General features: G+C 68.6%; 16 protein-coding genes. 9 read left to right on the top strand and 7 right to left on the bottom strand.

Annotated features, from left to right (window positions below; translation table 11 throughout):
* Window positions 1-9 precede the first annotated feature (9 nt).
* Complete coding sequence (locus C6V83_RS00615; RefSeq protein WP_105940755.1) at window positions 10-759, bottom strand: GntR family transcriptional regulator; 750 nt, start codon at window positions 757-759, stop codon at window positions 10-12.
* Window positions 760-1,004: 245 nt separating this feature from the next.
* Here C6V83_RS00615 and iolC point away from each other — a divergent pair, with 245 nt between their 5' ends.
* The 8 genes from iolC (at window position 1,005) to C6V83_RS00570 (ending at window position 10,579) form a co-directional block, all read left to right on the top strand.
* Window positions 1,005-1,994, top strand: coding sequence for a 5-dehydro-2-deoxygluconokinase (gene iolC / locus C6V83_RS00610; protein ID WP_105940754.1), 990 nt, complete (start codon window positions 1,005-1,007; stop codon window positions 1,992-1,994).
* Window positions 1,991-2,911, top strand: coding sequence for a Cgl0159 family (beta/alpha)8-fold protein (locus C6V83_RS00605; RefSeq protein WP_234353807.1), 921 nt, complete (start codon window positions 1,991-1,993; stop codon window positions 2,909-2,911). The genes iolC and C6V83_RS00605 overlap by 4 nt, the downstream gene beginning before the upstream one ends.
* 139 nt (window positions 2,912-3,050) lie before the next feature.
* A complete protein-coding gene (locus C6V83_RS00600) occupies window positions 3,051-4,550 on the top strand; it encodes a CoA-acylating methylmalonate-semialdehyde dehydrogenase (RefSeq protein WP_105940753.1) in 1,500 nt (499 codons plus the stop codon).
* A 29-nt stretch (window positions 4,551-4,579) separates the two neighbouring features.
* Window positions 4,580-5,512, top strand: a complete 933-nt coding sequence (gene iolB / locus C6V83_RS00595; RefSeq protein WP_105940752.1) for a 5-deoxy-glucuronate isomerase — start codon at window positions 4,580-4,582, stop codon at window positions 5,510-5,512.
* Window positions 5,513-5,516: 4 nt separating this feature from the next.
* Window positions 5,517-7,445, top strand: coding sequence for a 3D-(3,5/4)-trihydroxycyclohexane-1,2-dione acylhydrolase (decyclizing) (gene iolD / locus C6V83_RS00590; protein WP_105940751.1), 1,929 nt, complete (start codon window positions 5,517-5,519; stop codon window positions 7,443-7,445).
* A 111-nt stretch (window positions 7,446-7,556) separates the two neighbouring features.
* The gene (locus C6V83_RS00580; protein ID WP_234353806.1) at window positions 7,557-8,546 is read left to right on the top strand and encodes a sugar phosphate isomerase/epimerase family protein; all 990 of its coding nucleotides are present in this window, start codon (window positions 7,557-7,559) and stop codon (window positions 8,544-8,546) included.
* 126 nt (window positions 8,547-8,672) lie between these two features.
* Entirely contained in the window at window positions 8,673-9,686 is a 1,014-nt protein-coding gene (locus C6V83_RS00575) for a Gfo/Idh/MocA family protein (protein WP_105940750.1), read from the top strand.
* A 17-nt stretch (window positions 9,687-9,703) separates the two neighbouring features.
* A complete protein-coding gene (locus tag C6V83_RS00570; RefSeq protein WP_105940749.1) occupies window positions 9,704-10,579 on the top strand; it encodes a sugar phosphate isomerase/epimerase family protein in 876 nt (291 codons plus the stop codon).
* 55 nt (window positions 10,580-10,634) lie between these two features.
* Here the strand turns inward: C6V83_RS00570 and C6V83_RS00565 are convergent, their stop codons facing one another.
* From C6V83_RS00565 to C6V83_RS00555, 3 genes are all read right to left on the bottom strand, one after another.
* Window positions 10,635-11,138, bottom strand: coding sequence for a hypothetical protein (locus C6V83_RS00565; protein WP_159067411.1), 504 nt, complete (start codon window positions 11,136-11,138; stop codon window positions 10,635-10,637).
* Window positions 11,139-11,510: 372 nt separating this feature from the next.
* Entirely contained in the window at window positions 11,511-12,470 is a 960-nt protein-coding gene (locus C6V83_RS00560) for a R2-like ligand-binding oxidase (protein ID WP_105940747.1), read from the bottom strand.
* A gap of 52 nt (window positions 12,471-12,522) precedes the next feature.
* Window positions 12,523-12,840, bottom strand: coding sequence for a hypothetical protein (locus tag C6V83_RS00555; protein WP_105940746.1), 318 nt, complete (start codon window positions 12,838-12,840; stop codon window positions 12,523-12,525).
* 521 nt (window positions 12,841-13,361) lie between these two features.
* Here C6V83_RS00555 and C6V83_RS00550 point away from each other — a divergent pair.
* On the top strand, window positions 13,362-14,219 hold the full coding sequence (locus C6V83_RS00550; RefSeq protein ID WP_105940745.1) for an alpha/beta fold hydrolase: 858 nt from the start codon (window positions 13,362-13,364) through the stop codon (window positions 14,217-14,219).
* A gap of 27 nt (window positions 14,220-14,246) precedes the next feature.
* Here C6V83_RS00550 and C6V83_RS00545 read toward each other — a convergent pair whose 3' ends face one another.
* The 3 genes from C6V83_RS00545 to C6V83_RS00535 are packed head-to-tail and all read right to left on the bottom strand — an operon-like array spanning window position 14,247 to window position 19,022.
* Entirely contained in the window at window positions 14,247-14,858 is a 612-nt protein-coding gene (locus tag C6V83_RS00545; RefSeq protein WP_234353805.1) for a potassium channel family protein, read from the bottom strand.
* A complete protein-coding gene (locus C6V83_RS00540; RefSeq protein WP_105940744.1) occupies window positions 14,855-16,993 on the bottom strand; it encodes an MMPL family transporter in 2,139 nt (712 codons plus the stop codon). The genes C6V83_RS00545 and C6V83_RS00540 overlap by 4 nt, the downstream gene beginning before the upstream one ends.
* 1 nt (window position 16,994) lies before the next feature.
* Window positions 16,995-19,022 (bottom strand): M13 family metallopeptidase, encoded by a 2,028-nt coding sequence (locus C6V83_RS00535; RefSeq protein ID WP_105940743.1) that lies wholly within the window; start codon window positions 19,020-19,022, stop codon window positions 16,995-16,997.
* Window positions 19,023-19,063: the final 41 nt, after the last annotated feature.

Raw genomic sequence — 19,063 nt, 5'->3', positions numbered from 1 at the left:
CGACTCCGGTCAGCGGCTGTGGACGGAGACGTCGAAGAAGTAGAGCGACGAGCGGTAGACGTGGCGGCCGAGCTCGATCGCCTTGCCCATCTCGTTGAAGGCCACGCGCTGCATGGTGAGGACGGCGCAGCCCTCCTCCTCGTGGAGCAGCCGGGCCTCGTCGCCTTCGGCGATGCGCGCGCCGATCCGCTGCCGCGCCAGCTGGATGGTGAGGCCGCGCGAGCGCAGGCACTGGTACAGGCCCTTCTGGCTGAGCTCGTCCGGCGCCGGCGCGAAATCCGCGGGCAGGAAGTTCGTGAGGATGGCGATCGGCTCGCCGTCGGCCAGCCGCAGCCGGCGCATCTCGACCACGGGGGCGTCGTGATCGACGCCCAGCTCGTCGGCGACCTCGGTGTCGGCGGGGCCGAGCCGGTAGTCGAGCAATTCGGTCGTGGGAGTCCGGTGGGCATCGGCGAGATCCTCGTACAGGCTGGTCAGTTCGACGGCTCGATGCACCTCGTTGCGCACCACCTGGGTGCCGACCCCACGCTTGCGGACCAGCAGTCCCTTGTCGACGAGCGCCTGGATGGCCTGCCGGGCGGTGGGCCGGGACATGTTCAGGCGCTTGGCCAGGTCGATCTCGTTCTCGATGCGATCGCCCGGCTGGAGCTGACCGGCCACGATCGCGTGCTCCATTGCCTGGGCCAGCTGGAAGTACAGCGGTACGGGGCTCAGTCGGTCGAGCTCGACGTCGATCTCAGTGGGGCTCACCCTGGTCATGTTAGGTCAAATCCCCGCCATGTCGGTTGCGGTGTTCGCGTCCAGCGTTTCGGCCGGTCGCCCGATTGTCCTGACAATATCGTCGACCCTCCGATACTCTACGGTGATGTGCTTCGGGGTCCCAGGAAACCTCCTGTTCAGAACCTATGGACAAATCAACCACGCGTAGCTAGATTGTACTGACAAATAGACTAATTGTTGCCGACGTCACGTTCGGCAGCCAGTAACGAAAGGGCCGCGACTCGATGACGACACCCGCACCCTACGACCTGGTCACCGTCGGCCGGATCGGCGTCGACATCTACCCGTTGCAGGACGGCGTCGGTCTCGAAGAGGTCGAGACGTTCGGCAAGTATCTGGGCGGCAGCGCGGCCAACGTCGCCGTCGCCGGCGCCCGGCACGGGTTGCGTACCGCGATCGTCACCGCGACCGGCGACGATGCCTTCGGGCGCTATCTCCACCGGGAACTCGGCCGCCTGGGCGTCGACGACCGCTTCGTGGGCACGGTGTCCGGGCTGAACACCCCGGTGACGTTCTGCGAGATCTTTCCGCCGGACGACTTCCCGCTGTACTTCTACCGTGAACCGATTGCACCCGACCTGACCCTCGAAGCCGGCGACCTCGACCTCGATGCGATCGCGAACGCGCGCATCTACTGGTCGACGGTCACCGGGCTCTCCCGCGAGCCGAGCCGAGCCGCTCACCACGTCGCCTGGGAGGCGCGCGCCCGGGAGCGCGTGAGCGAGGCTGATCGATCGGCCAGGGCGGCCCGCACGATTCTCGACCTCGACTACCGGCCGATGTTCTGGAACTCGGCACAGGAGGCGTCCGAGGAGGTCGGCAAGGCGCTCGACCACGTCACGATCGCCATCGGGAACAAGGAGGAGTGCGAGGTCGCGGTCGGTGAGACCGAACCCGATCGCGCCGCCGACGCACTCCTCGAGCGCGGACTGGAACTGGCCGTCGTCAAGCAGGGGCCGAAGGGCGTGCTGGCCAAGACTCGCGACGAGCGCGTGGAGGTGCCGCCGTACTTCGTGGACGTCGTCAACGGGCTGGGTGCGGGCGACAGCTTCGGCGGCGCCTTCTGCTACGGCCTGCTGCAGGGTTGGGACCTGGAGCGGATCCTCCGTTTCGCGAACGTGGCCGGAGCGATCGTCGCCTCCCGCCGCGAGTGCTCGACCGCCATGCCGACCACCGACGAGGTGGAGAACATCCTTGAGGAGCTCGATTCATGACCGCGCTGTCGCTGCCGCCACTCATCACGCCTGGCCCGCTCACCGACGCTGACTTCGTCCAGCTCCGCCGCAACCGCCTGGAGGATCCAGCGGCGCTCGGCCGCACGCTCGCCGAGCGTGCCCGGCGGCCGGTGGTGCGCGGTGACGGGCGGCTGCTGATCGTCGCCGCCGACCATCCGGCCCGGGGTGCGCTCGGCATCGGGTCCGATCCGATGGCGATGGCCGACCGGTACGACCTCCTCCAGCGCATGGCGACCGCCCTGTCGAGGCCCGGCGTCGACGGCGTCCTGGGGACGCCGGACATCGTCGACGACCTCGCCCTCCTCGGCCTTCTCGACGACAAGATCGTCGTCGGCTCGATGAACCGAGGCGGGCTGCGCGGGGCGTCGTTCGAGATGGACGACCGCTACACGGCGTACGACGTTCCCTCGATGATCCGCGACGGCCTCGATTTCGCCAAGGTCCTGGTCCGCATCGATCTGGACGATCCGAGGACCGTCGCGACGCTGGAGGCCACTGCCCGGGCCGTCGACGCCGCGGCCGCGGCGCGACTCCCGATCATGCTCGAACCCTTCCTCAGCCGCCGTGTGGACGGGAAGGTGGTGAACGACCTCTCGGCGGACGCGGTGATCGCGTCGATCGCCATCGCCGCCGGGCTGGGCAACAGCTCCGCATACACGTGGATGAAGCTGCCGGTGGTCGACGACATGGAGCGCGTCATGGCCGCCACCACGCTGCCCACGCTGCTCCTGGGTGGTGAACCGGCCGGCGACCCCGACGAGGCGATGGCCACCTGGCGCAGCACGCTCGCGATGCCCGGCGTGCAGGGTCTCACCATCGGCCGCAGCCTGCTCTACCCGCACGACGGCGACGTGGCAGCCGCGGTCGACGCCGCCGCAGACCTCGTGCACGGGTAGATCTCGGCTCCGATCGATCGACGGAGACTCCTTCGACAGTCGTCGGACGAGGAGACCGGACATCGCCGCCGGCGATATCGAGACACCCCTGAACCGCACACAGACCCCCGAATCACCCCACCCGAAAGGGGACCATCACATGACCGAACTGCCCATCGTCTCGCACTGGATCGACGGCGCCCCCTACGCCTCGTCGAGCGGCCGCACCGCCGACGTCTTCGATCCCGCCCTCGGCACCGTCACCAAGAAGGTAGCGCTGGCCGACCAGGCCGAGATCGACGCCGCCGTCGCCTCCGCCAAGGCGGCCCAGCAAGCGTGGGGCGACCTGTCGCTCGCTCGCCGCCAGGCAGTGCTCTTCAAGTTCCGCGAGCTGCTCGAAGCGCGCAAGCCCGAGCTCGCCGAGATCATCACCTCCGAGCACGGCAAGGTGCTCTCCGACGCGCTCGGCGAGATCAGCCGCGGCCAGGAGGTCGTGGAGTTCGCGTGCGGCATGGCCGACCACCTCAAGGGCGAGTACAGCGAGCAGGTCTCCACCGGCGTCGACGTCTACTCGACCCGGCAGCCGCTCGGCGTGGTGGGCATCATCAGCCCGTTCAACTTCCCGGCCATGGTGCCCTCGTGGTTCTTCCCGATCGCGATCGCCGCGGGCAACGCCGTGGTGGTCAAGCCCAGCGAGAAGGATCCGTCGGCGTCCATCTGGATGGCGGAGCTGTGGAAGGAAGCCGGCCTGCCGGACGGCGTCTTCACCGTGCTCAACGGCGACAAGGAGGCCGTCGACGGACTCCTGGAGCACCCCGACGTGGCCGCCGTCTCGTTCGTCGGCTCCACCCCGATCGCCCAGTACGTCTACGAGCAGGGGGCCAAGCACGGCAAGCGCGTCCAAGCGCTCGGCGGCGCCAAGAACCACATGCTGGTGCTCCCCGACGCGGACCTCGATCTCGCCGCCGACGCATCCATCAACGCCGGCTTCGGCTCGGCCGGCGAGCGGTGCATGGCGATCTCGGTGGTCGTCGCCGTCGAACCGGTCGCCGACCCGCTGATCGAGAAGATCGTCGAGCGGATGAACACCCTGCGCATCGGCGACGGTCGCCGGGGTTGCGACATGGGGCCGCTGGTCACCCGGGCCCATCGCGACAAGGTCGCCTCCTACATCGACGTCGCGCTCGAGGACGGCGCCACCGTCGTCGTCGACGGCCGCGCGGTGCAGCCGGACGGCGCACCCGACGGCTTCTGGCTCGGCCCGACGCTGATCGACCGGGTGCCCACCACCTCGCGCGTCTACACCGAGGAGATCTTCGGCCCGGTGCTGGCGATCGTGCGCGTGGACTCGTACGAGGAGGGCGTCGAATTGATCAACGCCGGCGCGTTCGGCAACGGCACCGCCGTCTTCACCAACGACGGCGGAGCCGCTCGCCGCTTCCAGCGGGAGATCCAGGTCGGCATGATCGGCATCAACGTGCCGATCCCGGTCCCGGTCGCCACGTTCAGCTTCGGTGGCTGGAAGGCCTCGATGTTCGGGGACACCAAGGCGCACGGCGCGGAGGGAGTCAAGTTCTTCACCCAGCTCAAGGCCGTCACCAGCCGCTGGCTCGACCCCAGTCACGGAGGCCTGAACCTCGGCTTCCCGCAGAACGACTGACCGCACTGACCCGACCGAGGAGTACGACGATGACGCCCACCCCGAACGAGTGGTTCCACGCCCGCGGCGCGCTCGCGCGCGACGGCTGGGAATCGGTGGTCGACGGCACGATCGACGGCTGGAGTCACACCGGGCTGCGCGTCGCCGTGCTCGACGACGACGCATCCGTGGAGTTGCCCGCCGGCGAGGTGGAACGCATCGTCGTGCCGCTGGCCGGGTCGTTCTCGGTAGAGCACGAGGGCGGCACGACCGTGCTGCACGGCCGGACCGGAGTGTTCGCCGGTCCGACCGACGTGCTGTACCTCGGGTCCGGCACCGCCGGTGTGCTGCGCGGACGGGGCCGGGTCGCGGTGGCCGAGGCGCCGACCGTCGTCGTGAAGCCGACCGCGTACCTGTCCGCCGGACAGGTGCCGGTGGAGGTGCGCGGCGCCGGCCGCGACACTCGGCAGGTGCACAACTTCGGCACCCCTCAGGCCCTCGATGCGGCGGCGCTGATCGTCTGCGAGGTGATCACGCCGGGCGGCAACTGGTCGTCGCACCCCGCTCACAAGCACGACGAGCACGTGCCCGGGCACGAGGCGCAGCTGGAGGAGATCTACTACTTCGAGGCTGCGCCGGCCCGGCAGTTCGTCGACGCCGGGGTGGTGCCGGAGCAGACCGACGCCTTCGGCAGCTTCGTCACCTACTCGTCGAACGCGGGCGAGATCGACACCCAGGCGATCGTGCGCACCGGGGACGTCGCGCTGGTGCCGTACGGCTATCACGGGCCGGCGATGGCGGCGCCCGAGTACGACCTCTACTACCTCAACGTGATGGCCGGGCCAGATCCCGCGAGGGTCTGGCTGATCAGCGACGATCCCGATCAGGCCTGGCTGCGCGACACCTGGCCGCTGCAAGAACCCGACCCCCGACTTCCCTACGGCGACGCCTCGCAGGGGACCGACTCTTCCGAAGGAGCCTGAGCAGATGAGCACCACCCGCCGCATGACCGTGTCCCAGGCGCTGGTCGAGTTCCTGTCGCGTCAGTGGACGGTCGACGGCGACCGCCGCGAGCGCACCGTCCCGGGCACGTTCGGGATCTTCGGGCACGGCAACGTCGCAGGCATCGGACAGGCGCTGCTGCAGTACTCGGCGACCGATCCGGGCCTCATGCCCTACTACCAGGCTCGCAACGAGCAGGCGATGGTGCACCAGGCGGTCGGCTATGCGCGCATGCACCGCCGGCGAGCGACCCTGGCCTGCACCGCATCGGTAGGCCCGGGCGCGGCCAACATGCTGACCGGCGCCGCACTGGCCACCGCCAACCGCATGCCCGCGCTGCTGCTGGTGTCGGACACCTTCGCCACCCGCGTCGCCGACCCGGTGCTCCAGCAACTGGAACACCCGCACGACATCGGTATCCAGGTGTCCGACGCGTTTCGCCCGCTGTCCCGGTTCTTCGACCGGGTGCAGCGCCCGGAGCAGTTGTTCTCCATCGCACTGAACGCGATGCGCGTCCTGACCGATCCGGCCGAAACCGGTGCGGTGACCATCGCCCTGCCCGAGGACGTGCAGGCCGAGGAGATGGAGGTGCCGGTCGAGTTCCTCGCCGACCGCGAATGGCACCTGCGGCGTCCGGTGCCCGAACGCGGCCCGCTGGCTCGCGCGGCGGCGGCGATCCGGGCCGGCCGGCGCCCGCTGCTGATCGCCGGCGGCGGCGTGATCTACTCCGGCGCCGAGGACGCGCTGCGCGAGCTCGCCGAGGCCACCGGCATCCCGGTCGCCACCACACAGGCAGGCGGCGGTGCGCTGCCCTGGGATCACCCGCTCAACCTGGGCGGTGTCGGCGCCACCGGCAGCGCCGCCGCGAACCGGATCGCCGCCGAGGCGGACGTGGTGATCGGCGTCGGTACCCGCTACAGCGACTTCACCACCGCCAGCCGCACGGCGTTCCAGGATCCGGGCGTGGCGTTCGTGAACGTCAACGTCGCGTCGTTCGACGCCTACAAGCACGGCACGCAGCTACCGGTGATCGCCGATGCCCGGGAGGCGCTCGAAGCGCTCACCGCCGAACTGTCCGGGCTGCACGTCGACGAGTCCTATGCGCGGACCGCCGCCGATGCCAAGCGTTCCTGGGACGACGAGGTCGACAAGGCCTTCGAGCCGACCGGCGGAGCGCTGCCGGGGCAGCCGGAGATCATCGGCGCGGTGGCCGGCGCGATGGGCCCGAAGGACGTCATCGTGCAGGCCGCCGGCTCGCTGCCGGGCGACCTGCAGAAGCTGTGGCGGCCGAACGATCCGCTCGGGTATCACGTCGAGTACGCGTTCTCGTGCATGGGGTACGAGATCGCCGGCGGACTCGGGGCCAAGCGGGGCCTGGAGGCCGACGGCGACGACCGCGAGGTCGTGGTGATGGTCGGCGACGGCTCGTACCTGATGCTGCACACCGAGCTGGTGACAGCGGTGGCCGAGGGCATCAAGCTGATCGTCGTCATCATCCAGAACCAGGGCTACGCATCGATCGGGCACCTGTCGGAGACGGTCGGCAGTCAGCGGTACGGCACCCGCTACCGCTACGCCGAGAAGCCGGGAGACGAGCCCGAGAAGATCACCTTCGAGCACGGCGACTTCTTGCCCGTCGACCTGGCCGCGAACGCGCGCAGCTACGGCTGTGAGGTGATCGACCTAGAGCCGGGACCGGACGTGCTGACGAAGCTGAAGGACGCGATGGCCGTCGCCAAGAGCAACCACGGCCCCACCGTGATCCACCTGCACAGCGATCCCTTCGTCTACGCCCCCGAGGGGAACGGATGGTGGGACGTTCCGGTCGCCGAGATCTCCGAGATCGACAGCACCGGCACCGCGCGCGCCGAGTACGTCGAACAACAGAAGAAGCAGCGACCGCTCCTCGGCTGAGACCTCGACGACGGTCGGCGCCTTGCTCGACGGCCGACACCGCACTCGATGGTCGAGCGAAGTCGAGACCACTACCCATCCAGAACCCATTCCCGACAAAGGACCACCGACATGACCGACCACACCGCGTCCGACCACACCGCGTCCGACCACACCGCGTCCGACCACACCGCGTCCGACCACACCGCGTCCGACCACACCAAGGGCCTCCGCATCGGCACCGCGCCTGACTCTTGGGGCGTCTGGTTCGCCGACCATCCGCGCCAGACCCCGTGGGAGCGCTTTCTCGACGAGGTCGCCGAGGCCGGCTACCACTTCATCGAACTCGGACCGTACGGCTATCTGCCGACCGACCCGGTCCGTCTCAAAGAGGAGCTCGACAAGCGCGACCTCGAGATCTCCGGAGGCACCATCTTCACCGGATTCCACAAGGGCGAGGGCCAGTGGGACCGGGCCTGGGAGCAAGTCCGAGACGTCGCCACCCTCGTGCGTGCCATGGGCGCAGAGCACATCGTGGTGATCCCCGACCTGTGGCGCAGCGACCTGACCGGTGAGGCACTGGAGGCCCGGACGCTCGACGACGAGCAGTGGACGGCGCTCGCCGCCGGGCACGACCGCCTGGGCAAGGCGCTGCTCGAGGAGTTCGGCATCCACCAGCAGTTCCACAGCCATGCCGACAGCCACGTCGGGACCACGGGCGAGGTCGAACGGCTCCTCGCCGAAACCGATCCGCAGTACGTGAACCTGTGCCTGGACACCGGTCACTTCGCCTACTACGGCGGCGACAACGTCGCCCTGATGCAGCGCCACCCGGACCGCATCGGCTACCTGCACCTCAAGCAGATCGACCCCGAACTGATCTGGGAGGTGCTCAAGAACGACAAGCCGTTCGCCGACTGCGCCAGCGAGATCATGGTCGAGCCGCCGAACGGGATTCCGGATTTCGCCCCGGTGATCGAAGAAGCCGTCACGATCAACCCCGACATGTTCGCGATCGTCGAGCAGGACATGCCCGGATGCGACATCGATCTTCCGCTCGGCATCGCCGGCCGCACCCGGCAGCACATCTTCGGCTGCCACCCCCTGACCCGCACCCACTGAACGTCGGTCCGGGATCTCGACTCCGCTCGATCAGCGGGGATCATCCGCTCGATCAGCGGGGATCATCCGCTCGATCAGCGGGGATCGACAGTCACTCTCACCACCTCTTCCACGAAAGGCCACCCAATGAACTCCGAACTGCGCGTCGGCGTCGTCGGCGCCGGAGCCATGGGCTTCGATCACGTCAAGCGCCTGACCGGCACCATCACGGGTGCCCACGTGAGCGCCGTCGTCGAACCCGATGAGACCCGGCGGAACGCCGCCCTGGAGCACGCGCCGCAGGCGCAGGGTTTCGCAAGCGTCGAAGCCGCTCTCGCCGCGGGCGTGATGGACGCGGCGTTGATCGCCACTCCGGGCCAGTTCCACGAGGCCGGGCTGCTGGCCTGCCTGGGTGAGGGACTGCCGATCCTGTGCGAGAAACCGCTCACCAAGGACCCGGCGTCGTCATGGCACGTCGTGGAGGCCGAGATCGCGGGCGGCAAGAAGCTCATCCAGGTCGGCTTCATGCGGCGCTTCGACCGCGAGTACGAGGCGCTGCGCGAGCTCATCGCCTCGGAGCGGGTCGGCGAACTGCTCATGATCCACGCGGTGCACCGCAACCCGTCGGTGCCCGACAGCTACGACCAGCACATGCTGATCAACGACTCGGTGGTCCACGAGTTCGACGTCGTGCCGTGGCTGGCCGGCGGCTCGGTCACCTCGGTGGAGGTGCGGCACGGTCGCCGCAACCCGAACACCCCGGCGCACCTGCGCGAGCCGATCCTGGTCCTGATGGAACTGGACAACGGCGTGCTGGTCGACGTGGAGATGAACGTCTCGGTCCGGTTCGGCTACCAGGTGGCCACCGAGGCCGTGATGGCCGACGGCATCGCGCGGATCGGTCAGCCCAGCGGCATGCAGATCTGGCAGAACGCCACCTATTCGGTGGGCGAGCACGCCGACTTCACGACCCGCTTCGTCGAGGCCTACGACCGCGAGGTGCAGGCCTGGGTCGACGCCGCGAAGCAGGGCACGATCGCCGGTCCCTCTGCCTGGGACGGCTACAAGGTGGCCGTGTGCTGCGAGGCCGGTGTCCGCGCCCTGGAGAACCCGGGCCGGGTCGCCGTCGAGCTTCCCCCCGTACCCGACTTCTACGCCTGACAGCCAGGAGATCCCCGATGGCTCGCATCGCCCTCGACCCCACCCCGTACCACTCCACCCACGACTTCCTCGACTTCTTCGACGTCGCGGCCGCCAACGGGTACGAGTGGATCCAGCTCACTCCGCACCCCGATTGGATCCCGTTCTTCGGGCATCCGCGCGTCGACGACGCGTACGTGACTCGGGTGCGGGAGCGCTCGGCGTCGACCGGCGTCAAGATCACCTCGCTGCTGCCGGTGCAGCGGCTCTCGTGGCCGGAGGAGCCGCTGCGGCAGGCGGCGGTGCGCAACTTCACGCGCATCATCGAGATCGCCGCGCAACTCGAAGTCCCGGTGATCAACACCGAGTTCTCCGGCCGCCCCGAGCGAGCCGAAGAATCCGAGGCCGGATTCTACCGGTCGATGGAGCAGCTGATCCCAGTACTGGAACGGCACGGAGTCACGCTGAACATCGATCCACATCCGGACGACTTCGTCGAGGACGGGCTGGCCGCATGGCAGATCATCCGCGGGCTGAACTCGACCGCGGTCGGCTTCGTCTACGTCGCCAGCCACACCTTTCACATGGGTGACCGGGCCGAGTCGCTGATCCCGCAACTCGGCGATCGGCTGGGCGCGGTGTACGCCGCGGACACCTTCGACCACAACCGCAGTCACGGTCTCCGGTACATCACCAATCCGCCGGGGAACGCGGTGCGCGTCCACCAGCATCTGGCGATCGGCGACGGCGACGTCGACTGGGACCAGCTGTTCGCCGTGCTCGGCGAGAGCGGCTTCCTCGCGCGCGAGGACGCGATCCTCTGCTCGAACGTGTTCGGCGAGGACGAGCGCGCCGACGAGGTCTCGCGGTCGCAACTGGCGAGAATCACCGACCTGGTCGCCAAGCACAGCTAAATCGCTAGTTGTTACTTCCCTGACACGTTGTGAACAGCTGAGGTAGGCGAAGAGGCTAGTCGGCTGTCCCGACTCTGCTGGAGCCTTCGGGCAGCCGATAGCGTGTGCCGCGAATCCCGCGGCCACCGTCGACGACGACCGTCCCAGCGCCCTCCATCTTCCGCAACGCGTGTGTGACCTGTGCATCCGTCAGGCCGGTGGCGGCCATGATCGCCTTCTTGGACAGCCCCAGGCCGGGGCCCTCCTGCAGAGCGTCGACGATAGACGGGGCGTGCTTGGTGTCGACGGCCTTGCGGTCCGCGACCGTAGTCTCTTGGGAGTCAGTCTCTTGGGAGTCGGCACGGAGACTCTCGGAGATGACCTCCACTTCCGGAACGGTGCGGTCCGCGGCGTCGAAGAGGTCGGGAGCGAGGCGATAAGTTGTGCTGCCGCGATCACCGACGGAGACGGTCAAGCCCTCGTTGACCAGACCTTGGAGGACACCGAGTGCCTCCCGTGAGTCGATGGGTGCGAACTCTTCGCGGACCAGCGAATTGGTCCACTCCTGACCGCTTCGCATGGATGCCAGGATCTCCCGCTGCATATCGGAGAGCGGGGCATGGGCGGCAACCCGCCCGAGTCAGTCCAGGTCCTTCTCAGACAGCAGCGCGTGCCGCGAGATCCTCGCGGTGAAGCGCACGGCGGTGTCCTGGAACTCAGGTGGCCGCATGCCGGCTTTTCGCAGGACCAAGCGAGCTTCCCGGATTCCGCCGCCCTCGCCTTCGATGACGCGATTTCCCTCAACCGTGCGCTGCGGTCCACTGCATGTGTGCACTTTGATATGCACTCCGACAGTCGTAAACAAATTTGAACATTTACTGTTGGGGCCTACGCTGTTCACTCCCTCGAGGCTTCGGCGTCGGCGATCCAGACGGAGTGAGCTCTGGACGGATCAGTGCTTGGCCATTGCGGCCCGGTCCTCGTCGCCGAAGGTGTCCTCCAGGACGGCGGGGGAGTAGTCGAGGTCGATCTCCTCGACCGGACGTCCGCGAGCCGACTCGATGGCGCCCAGCCGGCGCTGCGCGCGATCGGCCGCGTAGGCGACGAACTCGTCGTTGTCGATGCCGAACGGCGGATCCTCGAACTGATCGTCGACCCATCCGATCATGCCCAGGGCCAGCGGCAGCAACTCGCCCATCCGCTCGGTGACCACCTCCCAGAGGGTGTCGTCGGCCGCGACGTGGCGGCGGCAGGTGAAGGTGCCCCACGCCATGTGCCGGCGTTCGTCGTCGGCGATGCGGCCGATCAGTTCTTGCATACCGGGCAGGATCCCCTCGATCGCACACACTTTGTTCCAGGCGTAGTAGCCGGTCAGCGCCAGACTGCCCTCGATCACGTGGTTGTAGGTGACGCTCGCTCGCACCTGATTCCGCGGCGACGGGTCGCTCTGCAGGATGCGCAGCGATTCGGGAAGTTCGGTGTAGAAGAGCTTCCGGTAGTACGGGTTCTCGGCGACGTACGAGTGCATGTCCGCCGTGAGTCCGACGGCGTCCATCCACAGTCGGAATCCCTGCGCGTGCTTGGCCTCTTCGAAGCAGAACTGCGACAGGTACATCTCGTCGCCGAAGCGGCCCTCGGCGCTCATCGCCGCCAGGAACGGCTGGATGTCCTGGGTCACAGCTTCTTCGCCGGCGACGAACTGGGCCACCAGATAGCAGGCGCTGCGCCGCTGTTCGTCGTCGAGCCGAGCCCAGTCCGCAGCGTCGGTCGAGAAGTCGATCGCGGCGGGATCCCAGAACTTCGCGTTGCCCTTGGTGAACAGGCGCAGCGGGAACGCATCCCAGTGCAGTCCACCGGCCCGGAGCGACGAGAAGCCCTCCCGGAGATCGATCTGCGGTTCGAGCACGGTCATCGGGCACCACCTCGGGGTCGGCTGCAGGGTGTGACCTAGACCATAGTTGAACTTACGGTCGAGCGGGTTCGGTCCCGGTGGCGGACGTGACCGCCGCGGTCAGACCGGAAGCGGCGAGGGTGGCGGCGGCGACCGAGGGCCACGCGCCGATCTTCTTGGCCAGCGGGTGCGAGGCGCCGAATGCGCCCAGGTAGGCGGCGGTCAGCCCGGCGGTGACGACTGGACCGCGCCGGAGCCAGCTGCGGCCGGCGGCTGCCCCGGCGACGGCGAGAACTGCGCCGCCGAGCGGGCGCACCCCGGTGTAACGGGCGACGGCGTAGCCGCCGACGAGGCCTGCGGCGACGACAGGAACGGAGGGATCGATGTGCATGCTTCCACCCTACGGCCGGTGGTCGGGTAGCGACGGAGGAGCGTATCGAGGTCTGGTGGTCGAGTAGCGACGGATGGGCGTATCGAGGTCTGGTGGTCGAGTAGCGACGGAGGGGCGTATCGAGGTCTGGTGGTCGGGTAGCGACGGAGGGGCGTATCGAGGTCTGGTGGTCGGGTAGCGACGGAGGGGCGTATCGAGGTCTGGTGGTCGGGTAGCGACGGAGGGGCGTATCGAGGTCTGGTGGTCGGGTAGCGACGGAGGGGCGTATCGAGGTCTGGTGGTCGGGTAGCGACGGAGGGGCGTATCGAGGTCTGGTGGTCGGGTAGCGACGGATGGGCGTATCGAGGTCTGGTGGTCGGGTAGCGACGGAGGGGCGTATCGAGGTCTGGTGGTCGAGTAGCGACGGATGGGCGTATCGAGGTCTGGTGGTCGAGTAGCGACGGAGGGGCGTATCGAGGTCTGGTGGTCGAGTAGCGACGGAGGAGCGTATCGAGACCTAGAACGTGTTCTAGTATCGAGGTGTGGAGCTGACATTCGAGAACACTCGCCGAGAACTTGCCACCGACGCCGGAGTGATCCGCTATCACGAGGCCGGCGCGGAGAACGACGACGTCCTCCTGCTGCTGCACGGCAGCGGGCCGGGCGTGACCGGGTGGCGGAACTACCGCCAGAACCTGGGGTTCTTCGCGCGGACCCATCACTGCTATGTGGTCGAGTTCCCGGGTTTCGGCGTCTCCGATCCGGTCGACGGTCATCCGGTCCTCACCGCGGGGAAAGCGGTGATCCGGTTCATGGACGGTCTGGGAATCGATCGTGCCGCGGTGATCGGCAACTCGATGGGCGGGGTGGTGGGGATCAATCTCGCGGTCAAGCACCCGGACCGGATCGTCAAGCTGGTGACGATCGGCGGTGTCGGCCCCAACGTCTTCAGCCCGAGCCCGAGCGAGGGCCTGCGCCTGCTGCAGGAGTTCACCGACGACCCCGATCGCGACAAACTCGTGCGCTGGCTCAATTCGATGGTCTACGACAGGGCGATAGTCACCGAGCAGTTGATCGAAGAACGCTGGGTGGCGGCGACCGATCCGGACGCGCGTGCCACCGCCGCCATGATGTACGGCTCGGCGGCCTTCGACATGGCGCAGAAGTACCTGGCGCAGGCCGACGTGCCGCCGTACTGGGCGATGATGCACAAGGTGACGTGCCCGACGTTGCTGACCTGGGGCCGTGACGACCGTGTCAGTCCGCCGGACATGGCGATGATCCCGATGCGGCTGATTCCGGACGCCGAACTGCACGTGTTCCCGCGATGCGGGCACTGGGTGATGATCGAGGCGAAGCAGGCCTTCGAGGCGACGGTCGGCGCATTCCTCGCGCGCTGATCTTCCGTGCCTGATCGGCGGCGTGGCTCAGGCGGTCTCCCGGCTCGCGCGGAGCCGGGCCGTCACCACCATGCTGAACAGGCGGAAGCCCAGACCGATCAGGATCAGATTGCTGACCATCTGGATCGACACCGCGATCCGCGCGCCCTGCGTGAGGGCGTCGATGTCGCCGAAACCCGTCGTCGTGAACACGGTGAGGCAGAAGTACAGTGCGTCCATGCGGGTCAGGTGCTCGTTGAAGCTGCCGGGATCGTAGTCGGAGAAGATGAAGTAGACGGTCGAGAAGCTGATCAGGTACAGCATCACCAGGGCGGCGAGCATTTCCAGGGCCGCCGCCAGCGGGTACGTCGCGTGCAGAAAGCTGCGGATCTCCCAGACGCAGAAGGCGAGCAGCAGCAGCGCGCCGACCACCGAACCGAGCACGTTCCAGTCGCTCTTCTGATTGAACGGCAGCAAGAAGTAGGCGATCAGCATCACGCACGCGGCGAAGACCGGTCCGAGCAGCGCCCGTGAGATCCAGCCGGCGTTGACGTTGTCGAGGGCCGCGGATTCGACGACGCCCTGGGGCTTGATGACCGGAGCGTCGTCAGTCGACTCGTCGGCGGGTGCGTCGGTCCGATCGGGACTGTTCTTGCTCACCCGGCCATTCTCGCCGAACCGCCTTCTTCAGGCGCCGTCTGCGCGGTCATGGCACGATTCGGCCACCAGATGCGCCGCCCCGCGTCGAGGGTCACCGCGGGCACCAGGAGCGAGCGCACGATCAGGGTGTCGATCAGCACGCCGGCGGCGACCAGGAACGCGACCTGCGCCAGGAACAGCAGGGGGATCACCGCGAGCGCCGCGAAGGTGGCGGCCAGCACGATGCCCGCTGCGCTGATCACCCCGCCGGTACTGGTCAGCGCGGTGATCATGCCCGCCCGGGTGCCGTGGCGCCGCGCCTCCTCGCGGGCCCGGGTCATCAGGAAGATGTTGTAGTCGATGCCGAGCGCGACCAGGAAGACGAAGGCGAACAGCGGGACCGTCGGATCGGCGCCCGGGAAGTCGAAGGGGCCGTTGAACAGCAGCGCGGCGATTCCCAGGGTCGTCGCGAAGGAGAGCACCGTCGTCGCCAGCAACAGGGCCGGCGCGGCCAGCGAGCGCAACAGCAGGATCAGCACCAGCAGAACCACCACGAGCACCGCCGGGATGACGAGATTACGGTCGTGCTCGGCGGCCAGCCGGGTGTCGAGGTCCACGGCGGTGGCGCCGCCGACCTGCGCGCTGGGCAGACCGTCGAGTTCGTCGCGGAGCGTGGCGACCGTGTCCTGCGCGGCCAGTGAGTCCGGATCGTCGGTCAGGGTCACCTGCACCGCGGAGCGTCCGTCGCGGACGACGGGCGCACCGTCGCGGTCCAGGACGGCGGCCTCGGCGACTCCGGGCGTGCCGTCGGCGATGCGCTCGGCATCGCCGGCGGCCGAGGCGTCGACGAGGATCCAGGTCGGACTGCCGGAGCCTGCTTCGAAGTGCTGCGCGTGGATCCGCGCGCCCTCGACGGACTCCACCTGGCCGAGGAAGAAGTCGTTCGTGGCCACGCCGTCGGCGCGGAACATCGGGGCGAACACGGCACCCAGGATCAGTACGGCGAGGGTGGCCGCCCAGACCCGGCGGGGCGCCGCCGCCACGAACGCCGCGATACGCGCCCAGATCCGGTGCGAGGAGGAGGCGGGCGACTCCCTGATCCCCGGATCGGTCGCGATCGGAGCTGGCCCGTGGTGAACCTCCGGCCGGCGGGGCCAGAACGCGGCGCGGCCCAGCAGCGCGAGCATCGCGGGCAGAAAGGTGATCGACGCCAGGAAGGAGGCCGCGATGCCCAGCGCCGCGATGGGGCCCAGACTGCGGTTCGAGTTCAGGTCGCTGAGCAGCAGGCACAGCACGCCGAGGATCACGGTGCCCGCCGAAGCGGAGATCGCAGGGAGGGTGGCCCGCCACGCTGTGCGCAGGGCGGCGCGCGCATCGACCAACTCGCCCAGCGTCTCCCGGTACCGTGCGACCAGCAGCAGCGCGTAGTCGGTCGCCGCTCCGAAGACGAGGATGAACAGAATGCCCTGGCTCTGGCCGTTCAGCTCGAGGACTCCGGACGAGGCGAGCAGGTAGACCAGCCCGGAAGCGAGCGCGAGCGCGAGGATCGCCGAGATCAGCACCACGATCGGCAGGATCGGGGACCGGTAGACCACGATCAGGATGAGCAGCACCAGCGTCCCCGCGACCAGGAGCAGCAGCCCGTCGATTCCGGCGAACGCCCCGGACAGATCGGCGGCCTGTGCCGCCGGTCCGGTCACCGCGACCACCAGCCCGAGCGGTGGATCGGCGAGGGCGGTGCGCAGTTCCTCGATCCGGGGCCGCGGCTTGCCGTCGGTGGAGATCGGCACGAACTGCTGCGCCGCCGCACCGTCCGCGGACGGCAGCACCGGAGAGAAAGCCGGGCCGAAGCCCTCAGCGCCGGCCAGCGGAGCGGTGGCTTCGCGCAGGTAGGCGCGATCATCGGCGGTGATGCCGCCGTCGCGTTCGGCGACCACGATGGCCGGGAAGTAGCCGGTGTCGGTGAATGCGGGGAGTTGCTCGGCCACCGCCGTCGACTCCGCGGACGCGGGCAGAAAGGCGCTCGCCTCGGTGGTGGTGACCTGGCTGAGCTGGCCGGCCAGGGGTCCGGTGGCTCCTCCGATGCCGAGCCAGACCAGCACGGCGATCGCCGGCAGCAGCCAGCGCGCCGCCGATCGCGCCTGCGCGGGGGTCACGTCACCAGATCCGGACGCGCTCGTCCGGTGCCAGATAGAGCGCCGCGGTCTCGGGAACGTCGAACGCGTCGTAGAAGGCGTCGATGTTGCGGACGACGCCGTTGCAGCGGAACTCCGGCGGGGAATGCGGATCGATCGAGAGCCGGCGGATGGCCTCCTCGTCGCGCGTCTTGGTTCGCCAGATCTGCGCCCAGCTGAAGAAGACCCGCTGCTCGCCGGTGAGGCCGTCCACCACCGGTGGTGTGTCCCCCTCCGTCGCGATCCGGTACGCCACCAGCGCGATGGACAGACCGCCCAGGTCGCCGATGTTCTCGCCGAGGGTGAACTCCCCGTTGACCGTGTACTTCGGGTCGAGGCCGTTCGGCGTGTACTGCTGGTACTGGGCGGCCAGAGCGGAGGTGCGCTGACCGAACTCGGCGCGGTCGTCGTCGGTCCACCAGTCCACCAGATTGCCGTCGCCGTCGTACTTGGCGCCCTGGTCGTCGAAGCCGTGGCCGATCTCATGCCCGATCACTGCGCCGATTCCGCCGTAGTTGGCGGCGTCGTCGGCTCCGGCGTCGAAGAACGGCGGTTGCAGGATCGCGGCCGGGAAGACGATCTCGTTCATGCCCGGGTTGTAGTAGGCGTTGACTGTCTGCGGGGTCATGAACCATTCGTCGCGGTCTACCGGCTGCCCGATCTTGCGCAGCTCGCGTTCGGTCTCGAAGGCGGCGGCACGGGCGACGTTTCCGATCAGGTCGGCCGGGTCCGCCTGCAGGGCGCTGTAGTCGCGCGTCGTCGCTGGATAGCCGATCTTCGGAGTGAAGCGGTCGAGCTTGGCCAGGGCCCTCTCCCGGGTAGCCGGGGTCATCCACTCCAGGTCGGCGATATTGCGGCGGTAGGCCTCGATCAGGTTGTCGATCAGCTCGTCCATCCGCGCCTTGGCCGCGGGCGGGAAGTGCTTGTCCACATACAGCTCGCCGACGGCGAAGCCCATCGCGTCCTCGACGAAGCCGACACCGCGCTTCCAGCGGTCCCGGTTCTCCGGCGCGCCGGACAAGGTGGTGCCGTAGAACGCGAAGTTCTCGTCGACGAAGGCCGACGAGAGGTACGGCGCCGCACCGCGGAGCAGTCGCCAGGTCAGCCAGGTCTTGACGTCCTCGAGCGGGCGCTGCGCCAGCACCTGCGTGCCGCCGGTGAGGAACGACGGCTGGCCGACCACCACCTCGCCGAACGGATCCGCGTGCGGACCCCCCGCGTACGAGTCTCCTGCGCCCCTTGAGCTTGTCGAAAGGGCTGCGATCCAGGCGTCGAGGTCGAATCCGGCGGCGGCCGAGGCGAACTCGTCGCGCGTCATCAGGTTGTAGGTCGCCTCCGCATCGCGCCGGCGCACCACGTCCCAGTGGTGCGACGCGAGCTCGGTCTCCAGGTCGACGACGGTCGCGGCGCGGGCGGCGGCGTCGTCGAAACCGGCGAGCGCGAACATCCGCTCGACGTGCTCGGCGTAGGCCCGGCGCGTCTGGGCGTGCTTGTCTTCGCGGTAGTACGACTCGTCCGGCAGTCCGAGGCCGCTCTGCACGATGTGCACCAGGTAGCGATCGGAGTCCTTCGAGTCGGTGTCGACGTAGAAGCCGAACAGCCCGCCGATGCCGCCGCGCGCCAACTCGCCGAGCACGGTGGCGAGCTCGGTGGCGGTCTGGATCCCAGCGATCGCGGCGAGGCCGCCGGAGATCGGTGAGATCCCGAGTTCCTCGATCCGCTCGGTGTCCATGAACGACGAATAGAGCGCACCGATCTTGGCGGCGTTCGACGCCGGGTCCGCGCCGTCGTCGGCCGCGCAGGCCTCGATGATCTCGCGAACGTGCGCCTCGGCGTTGTCACGCAGGAGGTGGAACGCCCCGTCGACGCTGCGGTCGGCGGGGATCTCGTGCTCGGCCAGCCAACGTCCGTTGACGTGGCTGAACAGGTCGTCGCCGACGGCGACAGAGGCATCGATCCAGTTCAGGTCGAGGCCGGAGGGCTTGTCTTCGAGAGTGGTCACGTCGTCCATACTGCCGGACGGACGACGCCGGGGCGCCTCCTCATCGCCCA

Source organism: Gordonia iterans, assembly GCF_002993285.1.
Taxonomy (GTDB): domain Bacteria; phylum Actinomycetota; class Actinomycetes; order Mycobacteriales; family Mycobacteriaceae; genus Gordonia; species Gordonia iterans.
The sequence above is the reverse complement of the archived record's forward strand: the minus strand, read 5'-3'. Positions and strand labels throughout refer to the sequence as shown.

What these genes read in the sequence shown, in the direction of transcription:
- C6V83_RS00560 (WP_105940747.1), bottom strand. Translation starts at nt 12,470, where the DNA reads ATGACCGTGCTCGAACCGCAGATCGATCTCCGGGAGGGCTTCTCGTCG.
- C6V83_RS00580 (WP_234353806.1), top strand. Translation starts at nt 7,557, where the DNA reads ATGACCGACCACACCGCGTCCGACCACACCGCGTCCGACCACACCGCG.
- C6V83_RS00615 (WP_105940755.1), bottom strand. Translation starts at nt 759, where the DNA reads ATGACCAGGGTGAGCCCCACTGAGATCGACGTCGAGCTCGACCGACTG.
- C6V83_RS00605 (WP_234353807.1), top strand. Translation starts at nt 1,991, where the DNA reads ATGACCGCGCTGTCGCTGCCGCCACTCATCACGCCTGGCCCGCTCACC.
- C6V83_RS00600 (WP_105940753.1), top strand. Translation starts at nt 3,051, where the DNA reads ATGACCGAACTGCCCATCGTCTCGCACTGGATCGACGGCGCCCCCTAC.
- iolB (WP_105940752.1), top strand. Translation starts at nt 4,580, where the DNA reads ATGACGCCCACCCCGAACGAGTGGTTCCACGCCCGCGGCGCGCTCGCG.
- C6V83_RS00565 (WP_159067411.1), bottom strand. Translation starts at nt 11,138, where the DNA reads ATGCGAAGCGGTCAGGAGTGGACCAATTCGCTGGTCCGCGAAGAGTTC.
- C6V83_RS00575 (WP_105940750.1), top strand. Translation starts at nt 8,673, where the DNA reads ATGAACTCCGAACTGCGCGTCGGCGTCGTCGGCGCCGGAGCCATGGGC.
- iolC (WP_105940754.1), top strand. Translation starts at nt 1,005, where the DNA reads ATGACGACACCCGCACCCTACGACCTGGTCACCGTCGGCCGGATCGGC.
- C6V83_RS00570 (WP_105940749.1), top strand. Translation starts at nt 9,704, where the DNA reads ATGGCTCGCATCGCCCTCGACCCCACCCCGTACCACTCCACCCACGAC.
- iolD (WP_105940751.1), top strand. Translation starts at nt 5,517, where the DNA reads ATGAGCACCACCCGCCGCATGACCGTGTCCCAGGCGCTGGTCGAGTTC.
- C6V83_RS00535 (WP_105940743.1), bottom strand. Translation starts at nt 19,022, where the DNA reads ATGGACGACGTGACCACTCTCGAAGACAAGCCCTCCGGCCTCGACCTG.
- C6V83_RS00555 (WP_105940746.1), bottom strand. Translation starts at nt 12,840, where the DNA reads ATGCACATCGATCCCTCCGTTCCTGTCGTCGCCGCAGGCCTCGTCGGC.